Here is an 18,554-nt window from a genome sequence, read left to right as displayed (position 1 = left end):
GCCCGCACCGTCGGTCCCGGGGAACCGGTGACTCCCACCTCGCAGGGTCAGTCAGGCGTCAGTTGCGAGTCAGACGGCGCTGACAGGATCGACGTGCTTCGAACGCAGACAGCCGGACGAGCCGAAAGCGCGACGTCACGGTTCCCGAATTCATGGACAACCGGTGTCGTACTTGCCGTTCCGGATGGAAAAGCGAGCGATCGGAAAGGCCTGACAATGATCCTCGACGGACCAGCAGAGGAAACAGCCTCCGGGGGTTCCCCGTCCGAGGCCGTCGCCGGAGGAAGAAGCGACACACCATTTCGCAGCTACAAGCTCTACATCGCCGGAAAGGACATCGAGGGCGACGGCTGGGTTTACACGGTCAGCGGCCGGTCCCTGCTCGAAGACGTCTTCACCAGCGTCAGCCTGAAGAGGTCGCTGGAGCAGGACCCGGACTCCGACGCCGCCTCGCACCCTTACGTGGTGGGCCGCTGCGCGGTCGCCGGCGAGTCCGCCATCGACCTGGCCTCCGAGGCGGCCGCCGCGGCCGCGCCCGGCTGGGCGGCCGTACCGCTGGACCGCCGGATGCGGCTGGGAACCCTCTTCCGCGATGAACTCGTGCGCCGGCAGGACGAGTTCATCGACATGCTGGTCGCCGAGGCGCACCCCGCCAAACTCGCCCGCTGGGAGCTCAGCTGTCTGCTGCAGATCTACAGCGAGGAGAGCCTCGGCTGGTACCGGCAGCAGATGCACACCGAGTTCGAACACAGCGGGCGGCGGCTGATCGTGCGCAGACAGCCGGACGGCGTCGTCGCCCTCAATCCACCGCAGAACGCGCCCCTGCCCAGTGCGGCCCTGGCCGTCCTGTGCCTGATGGCCGGGAACGCGGTCGTCGTACGGGCTCCGCGCAGCATCGCGCTGAGCACCATGTGGCTGCTGCGGGACGTCGTGGCCCCTCTGCTCGACGAGATCGGAGCCCCGCCCGGTGTGCTCAACGCCGTGTGCGGCAATCCCAAGCAGATGCTGGACCGCTGGGTGGCCAGCCCGCTGATCCACGACATCTTCTACATCGGCGGCAGCAAGGAGGGGATGGAGTTCGAGCGACGCTGCGTCGCCCACGGCAAGAAGCCCATCCTCGAGTTGGCCGGCAACGACGGCATCGTGGTGTGGGCCGACGCCGACGTCGGGCATGCGGCCGAGGCCGTCACCGAGGCCTTCTACGGCTCCGGCCAGATCTGCATGGTGCCCAACTACGTGCTCGCGCACCCGGCGGTCGCCGACGCGCTCATCGCCGAACTCGAAAGGCGGGCCGAACGGATCCGCCCCGGCTTCCCGGAGGACGACGACGTCCTGCTCTCCCCCGTACGCCGCAGCGAAAGGTTCTTCCGTCTGCTGCGCCAGGCCGAGGAGAACGGTGGCGAGGTGATCACCGGAGGCCGGCGCACCGAGGTGGACGGCACCCCGTCGGAGACGGGTGTCTTCCTCCAGCCCACCGTGGTGAAGGTCACGGGCCTGGCCCGGGCACGCGAATACGACCTGGTGCGCGAGGAGACCTTCTTCCCGCTCATTCCGGTGATCGTCCCCGAGGAAGCTCCCGACGGCGAACTCCTCGACCGGTTCATCGACTTCGTCAACACCAACGAGTACGGGCTGCGCAACTCCCTGTGGGCACGCTCCGGGACCGTGATCGACCACTTCGTGCGGCGCGTGGGCAACGGCGGCCTGCTGAAGGTCAACGACTCCCACATCGGGTTCCTGCCCTACCTGCCCAGCCACGGCGGAACCGGGCTGACCGGCGGCGCCTTCGGTGAGGCCAACTACCCGATGCTCAAGACCTCGCACGTCCAGGGCGTGAGCATCGCCCGCGGCATCAGCCCGCACGAGGCCGTCTTCGGCGTCTGACCCGACCGGCCTTCCCTCGCCTTCCCCCTCCTCTTCCCCTTCGACACCGGAGGTTTTCCGTGCGCTCCCTCGATCACGCCCGCGCCGCGTGCGAGCGACACCACCCGGGGCTGGTGAAGGCCCTGGAGGAGGTCCCCCCCGCCGAACGGGAGAGGACCGGCAGCCCGGTGATCGGCCTCTTCCGCGACCACGGGGGGACCGGCCTGCTCGTTCCCCCCGAGTACGGGGGGCAGGGCGCCGACCCCCTGGAAGCCGTCCATGTCCAGCGGGCCCTGGGGGCGCTTTCACCATCCCTCGCGGCCGCCGTGACGATGCACCACTTCACGGTCGCCATGCTGTACTCGCTGGCGGAGCGGAACGGGAGGCTGACCGCGGCCCAGACGGAGCTGTTGCACGGCATCGTCCCCGGACGCGGTCTGATGGCCTCCGGGTGGGCCGAGGGGCGCACCCGGCAGAACATCCTCGCCCCGACGGTGACGGCCCGGCCGGCCGACGGCGGTTACCTTCTGTCGGGCTCGAAGAAGCCGTGCAGCCTGTCGCGCTCGATGGACCTGCTCACCGCGTCCATCGCCGTGCCGGGCCCGGACGGCGGGCCGGAGCTGGCACTGGCGCTGATCCCTGCCTCCTCCCCCGGCCTGACCGTGCGCCCCTTCTGGGGCAACACGCTGCTGGCCGCCGCGGAGAGCGACGAGGTGCGTCTGGACGACGTCTTCGTGCCGTCCGAGCTGGTGGTGCGGACGTCGGCGGACGACCCCCGCCTTCTGGACGACCTGCAGACCGCCGGCTTCGTCTGGTTCGAGATGCTGATCTGCGCCGGTTACGCGGGGGCCGCCGCCGCTCTGGTCGAGGAGGTGCTGCGCCGCGGGCGCGGCAGCGGCGCCGACCGCGCCGCCCTGGCCGTGGAGAGCGAGTCGTCGTTCGGTCTTCTGGAAGGGGCCGCCCGGGCCGTGCGGGACGGGCTGCGCGGGGAGGCGGCGGTCGCCGGAGTGCTGGTCGTCCGCTACCGACTGCAGCAGACACTGCCGTCGATCGCCAACCGGGCCCTGGAACTGCTGGGCGGGCTGGACTTCATCCGCGGTTCCCACTTCGCGCAGTTGGCCGCGTCCACGCGTCCGCTGGCCTTCCACCCGCCGTCCTGGGGCGCCACCGCGGAGCCCCTGCTGCGCTGGTTCGACGGCGCGCCCCTCGAACTTGCCTGACGTCCCACCGTACGCCATCGGAGGTGATGATCCGTGACCGTGATCCAGGAGGCCCCGGTCGACACCGAGGAGCAGATCCTCGGCTTGTACCGGGCCCATCTCAGCAAAGGAAGGGCCACGCTCGCCGAGCTGTTCGGCAGCCACATGGAAGTCGAGTCGTCCGGAGCGTGGCTGACCACGAGCGACGGGGAACGGTTCCTCAACGCGGGCGGCTACGGCGTGTTCATCATGGGCTCCCGCCACCCCGTGGTGATGGAGGAAGTGGAACGCCAGCTGCACCGGCATCCCACCGCGACCCGCATCCTGCTGGAACCGACCGTGGCACGGGCCGCCGAGGCGCTGGTGTCGGTGGTGCCGCGGGGGCTGGACCGGGTGCACTTCGCCCTCTCCGGCGCCGAGGCGGTGGAGACCGGTCTCAAGCTGGCCCGTGCGGGCGGCTTCAAGCGCACCGTGTCGATGCACGGCGGCTACCACGGCAAGACCCTCGGCGCGCTGTCGGCCACGGCCAAGGAGGTCTACCAGCAGCCGTTCCGGCCACTGGTACCCGACTTCCTGCACCTGCCGTTCGGCGACGCCGACGCGCTGGAGGCGGAGCTGTCCGCCCACCCCGGCGAGGTCTGCGTCATCCTCGAACCCGTCCAGGGGGAGGGCGGCGTCATCATCCCTCCCAAGGGCTACCTGAAGAAGGTCGAGGAACTCGTCCGCTCCTACGGGGGCTTCCTGATCCTGGACGAGATCCAGACCGGCTTCGGACGGCTGGGCGAGTGGTGGGGGGCCGACACGGAGGGCATCGTGCCCGACGTGCTGCTGGCCGGAAAGGCGCTGGGCGGAGGGGTGCTTCCGGTGTCGGCGGCCATCGCCGGCCGCGAAGCGTTCCGCCCCTTCGACAAGGACCCCTACGTCCACACCTCCACCTTCTCCGGGCAGCCGCTTCTCATGGCCGCCGTCAAGGGTGCGATCCGCGCGATCGAGGAGGAGCGGCTGGTCTCCCGGGCCATGGACCTGGGCGCGCGGCTGTTGCCGCGGATAGCCGAGACGGCCCACCGCAACATCCCGGACCTGGTGGTCGACGTACGCGGGCAGGGCCTGCTGATCGGCGTGGAGCTGGTGGAGGCGGGAATCGCCGGCGAGCTGCTGATCGAGCTCTTCAACCACGGGGTGGTGGCCAACCACTCCATGAACGGCAGCTCGGTCGTACGGTTCACGCCCCCCGCGATCCTCACCGACAGCGATGTCGACCACCTCGTCGACTCCTTCGACAAGGCCACCCGCGACCTCGTCCGGGGAGCGGCCAGAATGCCGGAAGGCGGTAACTGATCTTGCGACACGTGGAACTGAAGGCCGTGGTGCGCTCCGAGCGGGCGGTGGACGTCTTCGACGCGGTCAGCCGGTGGGAGAAGTACCCGAAGCTGGCGCCGCACGTGAACGCCACCACCGTGCACGCCGCCTTCCCCTCACCCGAGTGCTCCTCCAGCTGGGAGCTGCACTTCCGCAGTGGACTGCTGCGCTGGACCGAGCGGGACGACTTCCGCCGGGAGGAGCTGGAGATCGGCTTCGAGCAGACCGACGGCGACTTCGACAGCTTCGGCGGGACCTGGACGCTCCGGCAGGACGGGCCGGACACCCGGGTGCTGTTCGCGGCCGACTTCGACTTCGGCATCCCCAGCCTGGCGGGGATCCTCGACCCGATCGCCGAGCGGGTCATCAAGGAGACCGTCGCCTGGGCGGTGACCGGGCTGTTCCCCCGGACCGAGCTGCAGGACACCGGTATCGACCTGAGCGGTTCCGGGCTGGGCCCGGTCGCCGCATGACATCCTTCTCCGTCAGGAGCTGAGCCGTGGATCAGGCCAACCCCTTCGAGACACCGAGAACCTTCGCCCTCCACCGGGCCGAGTACCTGGTCGGCTTCGCCGTCGCCACCGGGCTGATCATCGCCCACCTCGACGAGATCCGCTGGCTGCCGGCGATCGTCCTGTTCCTCCACATCGACCTGATCGGCTACATCCCCGGAGCCATCGCGTTCCGGCGCAGCGGCGGGCGGCCGATCTCCAAGGTCTACTACGTTCTGTACAACATCATGCACAGCCTCATCACCCAGGCTGCCGTGGCGGCGCTGTGGTGCTGGCTGATCGGGCCGGAGTGGGCGCTGTTGGCGCTGCCCTTCCACCTGTTCGGCGACCGGGGGCTGTTCGGCAACTTCACGAAGTCCTTCGCGCTGCCCTTCGAGCCGGTCCGGCAGCCCGGTTACCTGCGGCTGCTGGACGACCTGGGGGTCACGCATCCCAAATCGGCCGGGCACACGTCCGACCCGGCGCCGGTCGGGCACATCCGGCCCGCGCGGGGTCGTCCGGAGACGGTGCGATGAGCACCACGGCCAGGCCGCTCGCCGGGCCGGCCGCGGTACGGGAGGCGGCCGACGTGCCGAGCAGGCTCCGACGGCGGCGCGCGCTGTACCGCCTCGCCTCTCCCGTGTCGGTTCTGACCGTTCGCCACGCGGAGCGGCCGCACGGCACCACCGTGAGCAACATCGGCACCGTCTCGCGCGAGCCGCTGCTGCTGGGAGCGTGTCTGCGGTCGGGGTCCCTCCTGGCGGAGCTGGCCGCCGCCGAGGGGCGGTTCACCGTCAACGTCCTGGACGCCTCCCAGACGGACATGGCCCGCTACTTCGCCGATCCCGACCGTCCCGACGGGGAAGCGCAGTTCGCGCACTGGCCGTGGACGACGGATCCGTACACCCGGGCTCCCCGGCTGGAGGGGGGCCTGGCCCACTACGCCTGCCGTGTCTTCGGCAGGCCCCGGATCGGTGACCACGAAGTCCTGCTCGGCCATGTGACCAGGACGGCGGTCGGCGAGGGGGAACCGCTGCTCAGCTACGCCGGAGGCCTGTTCACCGGCCGCCTCAGCCCGGTGCCCGAGACGGGCCCGGACCATCGGACGGGAAAGGAGAGCACGACATGAACGAATCCGTGGCCCCCGAGGCCGACTGGGACAGGGCGCCGGGTCTGCTCGACGGCGCGAAGGAGCTCACGCTCGGCCCCGAGGAGTGCGACCTCGCCTACTGGATCACCTCGGTGGCGCAGGGGACGCTGCGCGACCGGGGTGAAACCGGGCACCACAAGGACGCGCTCGTCCCCGACTTCCTGAAGAAGCCCGGACCGCTTCGGGACGCGCTCGTCCTGGAGTTCGGCTTCCGCGGGATGGCCGAGGAGATCGCCACCCGGCTGCTGGGCCACTACGTCTCCATCGCGCCCGGCGTACCGGAACTGGAGTTCTACGCCACCCAGCTCATCGACGAAGCCCGCCACGCCCGGGTCTTCCGCAACCACCTGGTGGAACTCGGACAGCCCGCCGGGACCCTGCTGGAGGACATCGACGAGATGGGGGCCGACTACCGGCGTCGCGTTCTCCAGCCGGTGGTGGACTTCACCCTGGACATCGTCCGCGACAAGGCCGACTTCGCCGGCGGTGTCGCCGTGTTCGCCATCGTCATCGAGGGGGTGCTCGCGCCCGCCGCCGAGCTGAGCGAGCGCAAGTGGACTCCCCTGTCCCCCGCCACCGGGGAGATCTCGCGGGGCACCGCCATCGACGAGATCCGCCATCTGACCGTGGCCAGCACCATCCTGCGCGACCATGTGGCCCGGAACCCCGGGTACCGGCCACGGCTGCTGGAGATCCTGCGGGCCGGCGCCAGGCTGTGGGACGAGATCCCCGACCGCGAGTTCGTCATCCACCGCGAGGAACTGTTCCAGGAGGGCATGCTGGAGCACGCCGACAGGATCGGCGACTACGAGCTGTGGCCCGGCGTGCGGATGCTCGACACCACGCCCGAGCAGCGCTACGACATGGCCGAGCGGTGGACCGACGAGATGGCCGAAGCCCGCATGGCCTACATGAACCTTCCGGTGGAGGTGCTCTCCAGCCCGGGGAGTGGGGCATGACCACTTCAATAGCCGTCCCGCCCGGGCGCTCGGCGGTGCTCACCGGCGTCGGCGGGTACGTACCGCCGACGCGGGTGACCAACGAGGAGCTGACGGCGCGGCTGGAGACCTCGGACGAGTGGATCCGCACCCGCACCGGGATCACCGCCCGTCACATGGTCTCCCCCGGCACGGCCACCTCGGACCTGGCCGTCGAGGCCGGGGGGCGGGCGCTGAAGTCGGCGGACGAACCGCGGGTCGACGCGCTCGTGCTGGCCACCACCACACCCGACCGGCCCTGTCCGGCCACCGCACCCGAGGTGGCGGCCCGGCTCGGCCTGGGGACGGTGGCGGCGTTCGACGTCGCGGCGGTGTGCTCCGGTTTCCTCTACGGTCTGGCCGCGGCGGCGGGCCTGATCGCGGCACAGATCGCCGACCGGGTCCTGCTGATCGCCGCGGACGCGTTCACCACCATCGTCGATCCGGCAGACCGCACCACCGCGGTGATCTTCGCGGACGGTGCGGGGGCGGCGGTGCTCAGAGCGGGACACGCCGACGAGCCGGGGGCCGTCGGTCCGATGGTCCTGGGCAGCGACGGCGAGCTCGGCCATCTCATCGAGGTGCCGGCCGGCGGTTCGCGCCAGCGCTCGACGGGGCTGGCGGCCGCGCCGGAGGACCTCTTCTTCCGGATGCACGGCCGTGACACCTACCGTCACGCGGTCGAGCACATGACCACCGCGTCCCGGCAGGCGGTGGAGCAAGCAGGGTGGCGCGGCATGGCGGACGTGGACCGCTTCGCCGCGCACCAGGCCAACGCCCGCATCCTCACCACGGTCGCCGACCGGCTGGAGATTCCGGAAGGGCGGCGGCTGTCCAACATCGAACACGTCGGCAACACCGGCGGCGCCTCCATTCCGCTGCTGCTGGCCCACTCCGCCCGGGCGGGCCGGCTGGCGGCGGGCCACCGGCTGCTGCTCACGGCGTTCGGCGGCGGGCTGGCCTGGGGCGCGACCACCCTGGTGTGGCCCGAGGTCGGCACCTTCTGACCGCACCGCGCACCGAAACACCCCTTTCCCCGGCCGCGGCCGGGGACCCACCTGGGAGGAAGCATCATGTTCGAGCGGCTCAAGAGCATTCTCGCGGACAAGCTCAAGGTCTCCCCGGACCGGATCACCGCCGACGCGACCCGAGAGGACATCGAACTGGATTCACTGGCCGTCGTCGAGTTGTCGCTGCTGTTGAAGTCCGAGCTCGGACTCGAGATCAGCGACGACGACCTGCTGGAGGCGGAGACCGTCGGCGACATGGTCCGCCTGATGGAGGAGCGGAGCGCGAAGGTCTGATGACCGGCATCGACGTCGCCGTCACCGGAATCGGCCTGGTCACCCCCGGTGGCATCGGCACCGGGCCCAGTTGGGAGGCGGTCCGCGCCGGGCGGCCGACCGCCGCGGTCGACCCGGCCCTCCGGGACAACTCCGTACGGATCTCCTGCCGGGTGCCCGGTTTTGACGCCGAGCGACTGCTGGGAGCGCGCCGGGCACTGCGGCTGGACCCGTTCGTGCAGTTCGCGCTGGTGGCCGCCCGGGAGGCACTGGCCGACGCGGGCCTCGACCCGCAGACGTGGGACGGGGCCCGGGTCGGCGTGGTGCTGGGGTGCGCCGACGGTGGCCCGGGGACGGTGGAGGCCCAGCACCACGTGCTGGGCGAACGGGGCGCGAAAGCCGTCTCGCCCCTGTTGCTGCCGATGCAGTTGCCGAACATGCTGGCCGGTCAGACGGCCATCGAGTTCGGTGCGACCGGCCCCAACCTCGTGGTGGCCACGGCCTGCGCCTCCGGGGCCACCGCCATCGGCACGGCCCGCGACCTGCTCGCGCTCCACCGGTGCGACGCCGTCCTGGCGGGCGGCAGCGAGGCCATGATCACACCTCTGGTGATGGCCGGGTTCGCCCAGATGGGCGCCCTGTCGCGCCGTGAGGACGACCCGGCGGCGGCTTCGCGTCCCTTCGACGCGGATCGCGACGGGTTCGTCGCGGGCGAGGGTGCCGGAGTCCTGGTTCTGGAGCGCGCCGTGGACGCACGGGCCCGCGGCGCGCACGTCCACGGCCGGATCGTGGGCTACGGTGCGTCCGCGGACGCGCACCACATGACCTCCCCGCATCCGGACGGCACCGGAGCCGAGCTGGCCGTGCGCGCGGCCCTGGCCGACGCGGGGGCGGCCCCCGGGGACGTGGAGCACTTCAACGCGCACGGCACCTCCACCCCCCTCAACGACCTGGCCGAGGCGGTCATGGTGCGCCGGACCCTGACCGGGGACCCGGTGGTCACCTCGACCAAGGGGGTGACCGGGCACCTGCTGGGGGCGGCCGGTGCGGTGGAGGCCGCTTTCACGGTCCTGGCCGTGGAGCACGGGCTCGTGCCGCCCACCGCCAATCTGCACACGCTCGATCCCCGCATGGACATCCGGGTCGCGGACACCGCCGCCCGGTCCCCGATCGACTTCGCGCTGAGCAACTCCTGCGGGTTCGGCGGCCAGAACGCCGTGCTGGCCGTCGCCGCCGCGTGACTTCGTCCGGCGGCCGCCGGATGCCGGATGCCGTACGGCGGCCGATCCGGGCCGACCGGGCCGCCCCGACGGGGGCCGGACGACTCCCCCGAGCCCGCCGGGAACCCGTTCGAGGCGGACGCCGGCGGCCGTGAACCGTTCCTCGTCCCCACCGCGGAGGTGCCACCGACGTGTCCGGCCCCCGGCGAGGGCCCGCTCCCCGCGGGCCCTCGCCGGCGTACACCGGCTACCGGCCCGCATCCCCCTGCTTCCGCGCCGAGCCGGGCGCGTACGGCCCCCGGCACGCGGGCGTGTGCCGGGGGCCGTGGGGAACGGAGGGGTGTCCCTGCGGGCGCACGACGCTACTTTCACAACACGCCCTACTGCCGGAGCGTCGCGTCGGCGGCGGTCAGCACCGGGTCGTGGGACAGGATGGCGTGCTCGACACGGCGCAGCGACGGCGAGGGTTGGACACCGAGTTCCTCCGAGAGCCGCTTCCACATGTTCCGGTAGGTCGCAAGGGCGTCGACCTGGCGACCGGAACGGTAGAGGGCGACCATCAACTGTTCGCAGAAACGTTCTCTCAAAGGGTGATCGATGTGGGTCTCCCGTAACTGGGCCAGGATGCCCTTGTGCCGCCCGAGACTCAGTTCGGCGTCGAAGTACAGCTCCATGGCCCACAGACGGTGTTCCTCGTAGCGGACGGCGACCATCCGGCACATGGGGCCGCCGGGCAGGTCGCCGAAGACCGGTCCCCGCCACATGGCCAGAGCCGAGCGCAGCAGTCGGGAGGCACCGGCCGGATCGGAGAGAAGCATCTCCTCCGCCCGTTGGACGTCGCGCACGAAGTTCGCGGCGTCGAGCTCACCGTCCTCCACGACCAGCCGGTATCCAGCCGGGTTCGTGACCAGGCGGGACGGCCGCCGCTCCGGCTCCAGCGCCCTGAGCCTGCGACGGATTCTGCTGATGTGCGCCTGAAGCGCGTTGGTCTGATTACCCGGGGGAGCGCTCCCCCACACTTCCTCGACGAGCGTCTCACCGGAGAGGTGCCTGCCCTCACCGGCGAGCAGTACCTGAACGAGCGTCCGCTGGAGGTCGCCCGGGATCTCGACCTGCCCTCCGGGGGTACGGATCTCCAACGCTCCCAGTATCGAGAAGTTCAGCACGCTGTTCTCCCTCACCGTTCTCTGAGCGGAAATCAGTGGTGTGGCACGGTCCTGGCACAGCGAGTCGCCACCCGCGGGCGTATCGACCGGAGAGGCGGATCGACCGGGCACGGGAGAACACCGCGCCGCAGCCCTGTCGACCGCGCCGGACCCGCCCCGGGCGCGTGCCCCGGGGCGGGTCCGGCACTTTCCGTCCCGCTGATCCTCCCAGAAAAAATTCCCACTGGAAGGTATTTTTAAGACCCGTGACAGTCGGTTTCCGACCCCTTTCCCGGGAGGGCACGAGCCCGGCCGCGGTACCCGCGACCGGGCGGCGCCGGAGCACGGCCGGACTACGTCCGCCCCGTGTTCCGGACCCGGGAGGCGAGGTTCGCGGCGTGACCGGGGATGTGCTCCTCGGCCCTCATGCGGATCACATCCCCCCACATCAGGACGTCGTCGAAGACCTCGTTGCCCCCGCGGTCGACGAGCCGCGCCTGTACGGCCGCCCCCACCCCCGCGTCGGGGGTCCGCTCCAGCAGACCGAGCAGTTCCATCGCGTTGCGGCGCACCATCTCCGTCCGCTCCTCGTGCGTGGTGGAGGCCAGCAGAGAGGCGATCGCCGTCTTCGACATGGCCGGCGCATTGTCGATGCGCGCCGGCTCACCGGCCAGAACCTGACGCGCGGCACCGGCGAGGGCGCGGTCGCTCAGCGCGACGTGCGCCAGCACCCAGTCGACCTGCGCACGGTCGGCGTCCGGCAGGGGACTGTCGTCGGTTACGGACTCGGCGGCCGCCAGCAGCTTCTCGTAGGCGAGGGCGAGGGTTGTGGTATCCACGTGAGACTCCGGGTGAAGGCGAGGACGGTCGGGAAGCCCGCGAGACCGGACGGCACCGGGGCCGCCGGTCCGGCGTCACCCGGTGGTAACGCGTGAGGCGGGAGCGGGGGAAGCGGGCGTCGTGGTGGGCCGCTTCCCCCGGCCGGGCAGGACGACCAGCGCGAACAGCCCGCCGACGATGGTGCCGACGGCCGCCGCGGCGAAGCCGATGCGCAGCCCGTCCGTGAAGACCGGGGCCACCGCGTCCATCACCGGGCCCTGCAGCCGGGCCGGCAGGTCGCCGATGGCGCCGAGGTCGCCACTGGAGAGGGCCTCGACGGCCCGGTCGCGCCGGGCGGCGGTCATGTCGATCGAGGAGAGCGCGCCGGGGACGGCGTCGCCCAGGTGCTGGACCAGCAGGGTGCCGGTCAGGGCGACACCGAAGACGCTCCCGACCTGGCGGAAGGTGTTGGAGACCCCGGAGGCCGTACCGGCCTGCTCAGGACGGACGGAGGAGAGCAGGGCGACCGTGGCCGGGGCCCCCACCAGGGAGACGCCCGCCCCGAGCAGTGCCATGGCCCACCAGTAGCTGTCGTAGCCGCCCCCCGGCTCCAGCCGGGAGAACTGGAACAGGCCGACCGCGCTGGCCGCCGATCCGATCAGAATGGGGATCTTGGGGCCGTACCTGGCGGCGAGGACGCTCGCGACGTAGGAGAAGAGCATGATCGCCAGGTTCAGGGCCAGGAACCGGACACCGGTCTCGATGGTGGACAGTCCGTTGATCTGCTGGAGGTAGAAGGTGAGCAGGAAGATGCTTCCGTAGAGTCCGAACAGACCGAGGAAGTTCACCGCTCCGGCGACCACCAGCACGGGGCTCCGGAACAGGCCCATGGGCAGCATCGGGTCGTCCTGGCGCAGTTCCCACAGGACGAAGGCGGTCAGGGCGACGGCGGCCGCCGCGAAGGAACCGAGGATGACGGGGGCGCCCCAGCCCTCGGCGCTGGCCTCGATCAGGCCGTAGACCAGGCCTGCCATCGCGGCGATGAACAGGAGCTGGCCGACGACGTCGGCGCGGCGTCCGACCGGCGACCTGCTCTCGGGCAGCATGCGGACCAGCGCGGCGAGCGCGACCAGGCCGACCGGCACGTTGACCCAGAAGATCGACTGCCAGCCGAGGGAGTCCACCAGCAGACCGCCGAGGACGGGGCCCGCGGCCAGGGCCAGTCCGCCGACACCGGCCCAGACGCCGATGGCACGGGCCCGAGCTGCGGGCTCGGGATAGGTGCCGGAGATGAGGGCCAGGGAGACCGGGATCATGATCGATCCGGCGGCGCCCTGCAGGACTCGGGCGACCAGCAGGAACTCGTAGCTCGACGCGGCGGCACACAGCACGGACGCGGCGAGGAAGCCGACGAGGCCGCCGAGGAAGATGCGCTTGCGCCCCAGGATGTCGCCCAGTGTGCCGGCGGTGAGCAGCAGGCACGCCACCGCCAGGGCATAGGCGTCGATGACCCACTGGAGCTGGGTGATGTCGGTCGACAGATCGCGCTGTACGGCGGGAAGCGCGACGTTCACGATCGTGGAGTCGAGATAGACCATGAAGATGCCGACGCAGATGAAGGTCAGCAGAGGGCCTTTGCCGCGGGCTGCGGCCGGGTTGTGACTTGTCATGTCGTCCTCGCGTTCGCGCGGAAGCGGAAGCTGGAAGCCCTGGCCAGGGAGGCGCGAGGAGCCGGGGAGGCGCCCCTCACGACGCGACGACCGTAATTGACTGACCGCCGGTCAGTCAATCGACCGCCGGTCGGTCATGTAGGGTGGAGGGGTGACCGACAGGAGGTGTGCGTGATGACCCGGCCGACGGTCCGAAAGAGGCGCAAGAGGGTCGTCAAGAGCCCCGAGGAGCGCAGAGCGGACATCCTGCGCGCCAGCCGCGAGGTGTTCGAGACGATCGGCTTCGCCGACGCCAAGATCGTGGACATCGCCGAGGCCGCCGACATCGGCAAAGGCACCTTCTACGCGTACTTCGAAACCAAGGATCACGCTCTCGGCGCCCTGTGGGAGGAGTACGTCGACGCTTTCGTCGCCACCACCGAGGAGATCCTCGCCAAGGGAGAGGCGTGGTGGCCGACGATCGACGAGCTGCTGATCACCCTGATCGAGCACGCCGTGGACAACGCCGGACTGCACCGCATCGTCTACGGGTCGGCGAACGCCAAGGCGCTGGAACTGTGCAAGGAGTCCAACGCCCGGGTGGTGGACCTCATGTGCGACTTCGTCAGCCGGGGAGCCACCGCGGGCGCGTTCCGGTGCCACAACCCCGACTGGGCCTTCCGCATGGTCTACCACGCGGCCGACGGCCTGCTGGACGACCTCATCGCCCGCCGGACTCCCATCGACACCGCGGAAGTCACCCGCAGCGTGCTCGAACTCGCCCACCGGACGCTCGGCGATCACGACCTGAAGGAGAAAGCCGGCGACCGATGATCCTCCGGCCCGCAGGCCATCGGACGGAAAGACGGTGAAAAGCTTCGGCGCACCACGCTCCCACGTGGTGCGCCGAAGCTTTTTCCCCACTCGCGGGGGTTTTCGGTGGGGAAATCACGGAATCGACCGGCGGAGAGGGCAGGATTCGAACCTGCGTGGGCCGTGAAGACCCGACTCCGGGTATAACCCGAGTCCCCGATAAGCCACTCCGGGCACCTCTCCTCGCTCCCGGCCCGGTCTCCCGCGCCGTTCACATCAAATACTCTGGCAGGTCTTCCTGATATTCGGCTGACGCCCCGCTGACATACCGAAAGAATACTTCGGAGCCCCTTCCTGGGACCTGCTTCCCGGTGCTCTACTCTCCATGGCGGAAATTCCGTCGGAAGGGAGCGTGGATATGTCCGTGACCGCAACGGACAACCCGGTTCTCCGGGCTGTCATGACACACACCCGGGCCGAGAACCCCAGTTCGTTCCTGGCTCTCAACACGGGCAACGACGTCTTCACCGCACCGGACGCGGACGGCGTGATCGTCTACCGGCGCACGGGACGGTACGTGGTCCAGTTCGGCGGCCCGTTCACCGCGCCGGAGTCGTACGAGGCCCTCCTCGACCGCTTCGCCGGCCACGTCCGCGCCCAGGGGCTGCGACTGGTCGCCGTGCAGTTGCAGCGCGCCGACGCCGACGTCTACGCACGCCGCGGATACACCGTCAACCAGATCGGTGCCTCGTGGGCGGTGCGCCTGCCCGGGTTCTCACTGCGCGGCACCCGCTTCATGCAGCTGCGCAACAAGATCTCCAGGGCATACCGCAACGGGCTGCGGATCCAGGAGGTGGCCGCCGACGAGCGGCATGACGCGCTCGCCGCGATCGACGACGCCTGGCTGGGCTCCAAGAACGGGGCACGACCACTGGAGTTCCTGGTGGGGCAGGTGGGAGGAGAGGCACAGCGGTACCGCCGCCTCTTCATGGGCTCCGTGGACGGCGACCCGGTCGCCTACATCTCCTACTCCCCCGTCTTCGGCGCTCGTTCCGGCTGGATGCACGACCTGAGCCGGCGGGTCCCCGGAGGCTCGCCCGGGCTGATGGAGGCGATCAACGCACACGCCATCGAGGTGTTCGGGGCGGAGGGCGTGGAATGGCTGCACTTCGGCTTCACCCCCTTCACCGGTCTGGACGAAGGCCATGAGGTTCCCGGGTACAGCCCGGCCTTCCAGTGGCTGATGCACCACCTGTGGGCCGAGGGGGCGGCGCTGTACCCCGCCCGGACCCAACTCGCCTACAAGCAGAAGTGGGCCCCGGACACACTGATCCCCGAGTACGTCGCTTTCGACGGCCCCGCGTCACTGGCCGGATTCGCGCACATCTTCCGCGCCTGCAACGCCTTCTGACACCTCCGCGAACACCTTGGCTCCCCCTCACTTCCGTCCCCGGCACCAGGAGGATCGCAGTGCTCCCGCACGAACTCGGCACAGAAGCCCTTCGCCAGTCGATGGTCGAGTCACTCATGCGCGTCATCGGGCTCCCCGACGACGAGGACACCGCCCGCGAGGCGGACGACGTGCTCCAGTCCCTGGACGCCCGGCTGCGCGCCGAGCCCACGGCGGCCTGAGCCGCCACCCGGCCTCGCCAGTCAATTCGACATCCGTCAGTTCGACATCAGCGCCACATCAGCCGCAGATGACAGGCTGAGTTTCACGTAGGCCCGCCTGACGCCCGGTGCGGAACACCGCACTGGCGTGGCATCGGCACGGTCAACGGCAGCGGGAACGCACCGGTACGGCCCGTGGGTCCGCGCCGTGCGGTCTCCTTCGTGACGACGGCTGCCCTGCCGCCCGCATCGGGCACATTCGCCCTAGGAGAGCACCCCATGCAATCTCCGCACGTATCCCGGTCCCGGCCCGGTGCGGCCGGGCCACCGGACGAACACCGGCCCGCCTCGGCCCACCCCCGCGCCGGGGCCTCCGCGAGCTTCGCCGAGCTCCTCAAGCGCGTCAAGGCGGAGGGGCTGCTGGATCTCGACCCGCGCTACTACATCGGCCGTCTGGCCCTGAACACCGGACTGCTGGCCATCGGTTTCGTCGCGTTCTTCGCCCTCGGCGATTCGTGGTGGCAACTGCTGGTGGCGGTGTGGATGGGGCTGTGCGGAGGCCAGAGCGCCTTCATGTGGCACGACGCCGGGCACAAGGCGATGTTCCGCGGCAAACGGGCCGCCTCCGCCGTCGGGTACATCCACGCCAACCTCGTCAACGGGGTGAGCTACGGCTGGTGGGTCAATCACCACAACCGGCATCACAGCAACCCCAACCATCTGACCATGGACCCGGACATCGGCCGGCGCACCGCGATCTTCGACATCAAGCAGTACGCCTCCCGCAGCGGTTCGCAGCGGTTCGTGGTGCGGTACCAGAGCGTGCTCTTCTTCGTGCTGCTGGTGCTGGAGTCCTTCAAGATGAACAGGACCGCCGTACGGGCGATCGCGCGGGGGCAGACCAGACGCCCCGTCCTGGAGTCGTCCCTGCTGCTCCTGCGCGCGGCCGTCTACCTGACCGCCGTCTTCACCGTGCTGTCGCCGGTGCCGGCCGTGCTGTTCATCCTGGTGCAGCACGCCTCGCTGGGCGTCTACTTCGGTCTGATCTTCGCACCGAACCACAAGGGAATGGAGGTGCGCGACGGCGCGGAGGAGACGCTGGACTGGCTGGAGCGGCAGGTGCTCACCTCGAGGAACATCCGCCCCTCTCTGCTGGTCGACTTCCTCTACGGCGGCCTCAACTACCAGGTGGAGCACCATCTCTTCCCCGCGATGCCGCAGAAGAACCTGCGCCGTGCCAGGGAGTTGACCCGCGAGTACTGCGCCGAACGCGGTGTTCCCTACCACGAGGTGGGTTTCTGGGCCTCGTACCGCGAGGTGGCCTCGTACCTGCACAAGGTCAGCGCGCCGATCCGGCGCGGTGAGATCGTGCCCGCCCGGCGGGCAGCCTGAGCGCAGCGTGACGGCCGGCGGCCGCACCGGGTACGGCCGCCGGCCACTCCGCCCGTCACCGCACCGTCCTTCCCCTCCCCCACCGTTCGCCTCCTCCGTCCGGGCCGTGCCGCGCCGTCGCGCCGATGCGCCCCACGGCCTCCCTCCCGCCCAGGAGTTGCCGCACCCATGCTTGACGCCATCGGGAACCGGCCGGTCGCCAAGGCGACGATCGGCGACCGGCTGGATCGCATGCCGATCACGGCGATGCACCGCAGACTCACGGCGGTCATCGGCGTGGGTCTGCTGTTCGACATCTTCGAGAACAACCTCTCGGGGACCATCTCCAAAGTCCTCCAGGAGGACTTCGCCTTCGACGGCACCACGCTCAAGCTGGTCCTGGCCTCCGCCTTCGTCGGGCAGTTCATCGGCTCGCTGGTGCTCGGCCGGGTGGCCGACCGCTACGGCAGGCGCCGCGCGTTCCTGGTCAACCTGGCGCTGTACTCGGGCTTCTCACTGCTCGGAGCCTTCTCGCCGAACGCCGCCTGGCTGATCGCGACCCGGTTCCTGGCGGGCATCGGCATCGGCGCGGAGCAGACGCTCTCCGACTGCTACCTGGCGGACGTACTTCCTGCCGCCAAACGCGGCCGGTACATCGCCTGGGCCTACACCCTGGCGTTCTGCGGCGTCCCCGCGGTGGGATTCGCCGCACTGTGGCTGGTCCCCCTGTCGCCGCTCGGAATCGACGGGTGGCGCTGGCTGTTCGTCATCGGCTCGCTGGGGTCGGCCGTGGTGTGGCTGCTGCGCCGCAGACTGATCGAGTCACCGCGCTGGCTGGCCGCCAACGGGCGGACGGAGGAGGCGGAGCGCCTGGTGACGCTGATGGAGGCGCAGGCGCCCGCGGGGGAGACGAGGGCCGCGGACCCGGCGGAACCGACGCCGGCGCCCTCCGCCGCGGACCGGACTCCGGAACGGACACGCCTCCGGGTCATCTTCCACCCCCGTTACCGGCGGCGGACCGTGATGCTGTGGACCTTCAGCGTGCTGTCGGTCTTCGGCTACTACGGGTTCGGCTCACTGGTACCGCAGATCCTGGCCGCCAAGGGGTACGACATCGTGGCCGGGCTGGGGTACACCGCGCTGACCTTCCTGGGGTACCCGGTCGGCTCGGCCCTCTCGCTCCCGGTGATCGACCGGTTCGAGCGGAAGGTGCTGGTGGCCGCCTCGGCGGGGTCGATGGTCGTCACGGGACTGGGATTCGCGTACGCGGGATCGGCCTCGCTCATGGTCGCGTTCGGCTTCGGTTACACCCTCACCAGCAACGTCTTCTCCAACGCGTCGCACGTCTACCTCGCCGAGCAGTACCCCACCGCCTTCCGCGCGGCCGCCTCGGGGGCCGCGTACTCACTGTCCAAACTGAGCGCCGCCGCTCTGCCGTTCGTGCTGCTGCCGGTGCTGGAGGGCCACGGCCCCGGTGCCCTGTTCACAGTGATAGCCGTCGCGATGGCCGTGATGGCCGTGACGGTCCTGGCTCTGGGGGACCGCACCACCGGCGACTCCGTCGACGGTGTGCGGTCCTGAGCCCCGCCCCGTCCCCGCCGGGC

At 70.5% G+C, this 18,554-nt stretch carries 17 protein-coding genes and 1 tRNA gene; 14 read left to right on the top strand and 4 right to left on the bottom strand.

Annotated features, from left to right (window positions below; translation table 11 throughout):
• The first annotated feature begins 216 nt into the window (after window positions 1-216).
• The 10 genes from BM237_RS10500 to BM237_RS10455 all read left to right on the top strand — a co-directional run bounded on the left by BM237_RS10500 (window position 217) and on the right by BM237_RS10455 (window position 9,563).
• Entirely contained in the window at window positions 217-1,884 is a 1,668-nt protein-coding gene (locus tag BM237_RS10500) for an aldehyde dehydrogenase family protein (protein ID WP_093849308.1), read from the top strand.
• A gap of 59 nt (window positions 1,885-1,943) precedes the next feature.
• Entirely contained in the window at window positions 1,944-3,083 is a 1,140-nt protein-coding gene (locus tag BM237_RS10495) for an acyl-CoA dehydrogenase family protein (RefSeq protein WP_093849307.1), read from the top strand.
• 33 nt (window positions 3,084-3,116) lie between these two features.
• Complete coding sequence (locus BM237_RS10490) at window positions 3,117-4,400, top strand: aspartate aminotransferase family protein (RefSeq protein WP_093849306.1); 1,284 nt, start codon at window positions 3,117-3,119, stop codon at window positions 4,398-4,400.
• Window positions 4,401-4,402: 2 nt separating this feature from the next.
• Window positions 4,403-4,894 (top strand): SRPBCC family protein, encoded by a 492-nt coding sequence (locus tag BM237_RS10485; protein ID WP_093849305.1) that lies wholly within the window; start codon window positions 4,403-4,405, stop codon window positions 4,892-4,894.
• Between the two features lie 26 nt (window positions 4,895-4,920).
• Entirely contained in the window at window positions 4,921-5,448 is a 528-nt protein-coding gene (locus BM237_RS10480; RefSeq protein ID WP_093849304.1) for a hypothetical protein, read from the top strand.
• The gene (locus BM237_RS10475; RefSeq protein WP_093849303.1) at window positions 5,445-6,041 is read left to right on the top strand and encodes a flavin reductase family protein; all 597 of its coding nucleotides are present in this window, start codon (window positions 5,445-5,447) and stop codon (window positions 6,039-6,041) included. Before BM237_RS10480 ends, BM237_RS10475 begins: the two co-directional genes overlap by 4 nt.
• Complete coding sequence (locus BM237_RS10470; RefSeq protein ID WP_093849302.1) at window positions 6,038-7,021, top strand: ferritin family protein; 984 nt, start codon at window positions 6,038-6,040, stop codon at window positions 7,019-7,021. Before BM237_RS10475 ends, BM237_RS10470 begins: the two co-directional genes overlap by 4 nt.
• A complete protein-coding gene (locus BM237_RS10465) occupies window positions 7,018-8,046 on the top strand; it encodes a beta-ketoacyl-ACP synthase III (RefSeq protein ID WP_093849301.1) in 1,029 nt (342 codons plus the stop codon). The genes BM237_RS10470 and BM237_RS10465 overlap by 4 nt, the downstream gene beginning before the upstream one ends.
• Window positions 8,047-8,112: 66 nt before the next feature.
• Window positions 8,113-8,343, top strand: a complete 231-nt coding sequence (locus BM237_RS10460) for an acyl carrier protein (protein WP_093849300.1) — start codon at window positions 8,113-8,115, stop codon at window positions 8,341-8,343.
• The gene (locus tag BM237_RS10455; protein ID WP_093849299.1) at window positions 8,343-9,563 is read left to right on the top strand and encodes a beta-ketoacyl-[acyl-carrier-protein] synthase family protein; all 1,221 of its coding nucleotides are present in this window, start codon (window positions 8,343-8,345) and stop codon (window positions 9,561-9,563) included. The genes BM237_RS10460 and BM237_RS10455 overlap by 1 nt, the downstream gene beginning before the upstream one ends.
• Before the next feature lie 359 nt (window positions 9,564-9,922).
• Here the strand turns inward: BM237_RS10455 and BM237_RS10450 are convergent, their stop codons facing one another.
• The 3 genes from BM237_RS10450 to BM237_RS10440 all read right to left on the bottom strand — a co-directional run bounded on the left by BM237_RS10450 (window position 9,923) and on the right by BM237_RS10440 (window position 13,176).
• Window positions 9,923-10,708, bottom strand: a complete 786-nt coding sequence (locus tag BM237_RS10450) for an AfsR/SARP family transcriptional regulator (protein ID WP_093849298.1) — start codon at window positions 10,706-10,708, stop codon at window positions 9,923-9,925.
• A gap of 332 nt (window positions 10,709-11,040) precedes the next feature.
• Entirely contained in the window at window positions 11,041-11,526 is a 486-nt protein-coding gene (locus tag BM237_RS10445) for a hypothetical protein (RefSeq protein ID WP_093849297.1), read from the bottom strand.
• A 75-nt stretch (window positions 11,527-11,601) separates the two neighbouring features.
• A complete protein-coding gene (locus BM237_RS10440; protein WP_093849296.1) occupies window positions 11,602-13,176 on the bottom strand; it encodes a DHA2 family efflux MFS transporter permease subunit in 1,575 nt (524 codons plus the stop codon).
• 174 nt (window positions 13,177-13,350) lie between these two features.
• On the opposite strand from BM237_RS10440, the gene BM237_RS10435 reads away from it, so the two are divergent.
• Complete coding sequence (locus BM237_RS10435; protein ID WP_093849295.1) at window positions 13,351-13,989, top strand: TetR/AcrR family transcriptional regulator; 639 nt, start codon at window positions 13,351-13,353, stop codon at window positions 13,987-13,989.
• A gap of 130 nt (window positions 13,990-14,119) precedes the next feature.
• On the opposite strand, the gene BM237_RS29250 is transcribed toward BM237_RS10435, so the two are convergent.
• Window positions 14,120-14,211, bottom strand: a tRNA-Ile gene (locus tag BM237_RS29250).
• A gap of 175 nt (window positions 14,212-14,386) precedes the next feature.
• Between BM237_RS29250 and BM237_RS10430 the strand changes: the two genes are divergently transcribed.
• The 3 genes from BM237_RS10430 to BM237_RS10420 all read left to right on the top strand — a co-directional run bounded on the left by BM237_RS10430 (window position 14,387) and on the right by BM237_RS10420 (window position 18,531).
• Window positions 14,387-15,379, top strand: a complete 993-nt coding sequence (locus BM237_RS10430) for a DUF2156 domain-containing protein (protein ID WP_093849294.1) — start codon at window positions 14,387-14,389, stop codon at window positions 15,377-15,379.
• A 479-nt stretch (window positions 15,380-15,858) separates the two neighbouring features.
• Complete coding sequence (locus tag BM237_RS10425; protein ID WP_093849293.1) at window positions 15,859-16,971, top strand: fatty acid desaturase family protein; 1,113 nt, start codon at window positions 15,859-15,861, stop codon at window positions 16,969-16,971.
• A gap of 168 nt (window positions 16,972-17,139) precedes the next feature.
• Window positions 17,140-18,531 (top strand): MFS transporter, encoded by a 1,392-nt coding sequence (locus tag BM237_RS10420; RefSeq protein ID WP_093849292.1) that lies wholly within the window; start codon window positions 17,140-17,142, stop codon window positions 18,529-18,531.
• Window positions 18,532-18,554 lie beyond the last annotated feature (23 nt).

The organism is Streptomyces mangrovi, assembly GCF_900114215.1.
In the GTDB taxonomy this organism is placed as follows: domain Bacteria; phylum Actinomycetota; class Actinomycetes; order Streptomycetales; family Streptomycetaceae; genus Streptomyces; species Streptomyces barkulensis.
This window is presented reverse-complemented; position numbering and strand designations above follow the sequence as displayed.

Bases quoted from the DNA above. Each gene is read 5' to 3' on its own strand.
- BM237_RS10470 (WP_093849302.1), top strand. From the start codon at position 6,038: ATGAACGAATCCGTGGCCCCCGAGGCCGACTGGGACAGGGCGCCGGGT.
- BM237_RS10465 (WP_093849301.1), top strand. From the start codon at position 7,018: ATGACCACTTCAATAGCCGTCCCGCCCGGGCGCTCGGCGGTGCTCACC.
- BM237_RS10440 (WP_093849296.1), bottom strand. From the start codon at position 13,176: ATGACAAGTCACAACCCGGCCGCAGCCCGCGGCAAAGGCCCTCTGCTG.
- BM237_RS10475 (WP_093849303.1), top strand. From the start codon at position 5,445: ATGAGCACCACGGCCAGGCCGCTCGCCGGGCCGGCCGCGGTACGGGAG.
- BM237_RS10460 (WP_093849300.1), top strand. From the start codon at position 8,113: ATGTTCGAGCGGCTCAAGAGCATTCTCGCGGACAAGCTCAAGGTCTCC.
- BM237_RS10420 (WP_093849292.1), top strand. From the start codon at position 17,140: ATGCTTGACGCCATCGGGAACCGGCCGGTCGCCAAGGCGACGATCGGC.
- BM237_RS10425 (WP_093849293.1), top strand. From the start codon at position 15,859: ATGCAATCTCCGCACGTATCCCGGTCCCGGCCCGGTGCGGCCGGGCCA.
- BM237_RS10435 (WP_093849295.1), top strand. From the start codon at position 13,351: ATGACCCGGCCGACGGTCCGAAAGAGGCGCAAGAGGGTCGTCAAGAGC.
- BM237_RS10430 (WP_093849294.1), top strand. From the start codon at position 14,387: ATGTCCGTGACCGCAACGGACAACCCGGTTCTCCGGGCTGTCATGACA.
- BM237_RS10500 (WP_093849308.1), top strand. From the start codon at position 217: ATGATCCTCGACGGACCAGCAGAGGAAACAGCCTCCGGGGGTTCCCCG.
- BM237_RS10455 (WP_093849299.1), top strand. From the start codon at position 8,343: ATGACCGGCATCGACGTCGCCGTCACCGGAATCGGCCTGGTCACCCCC.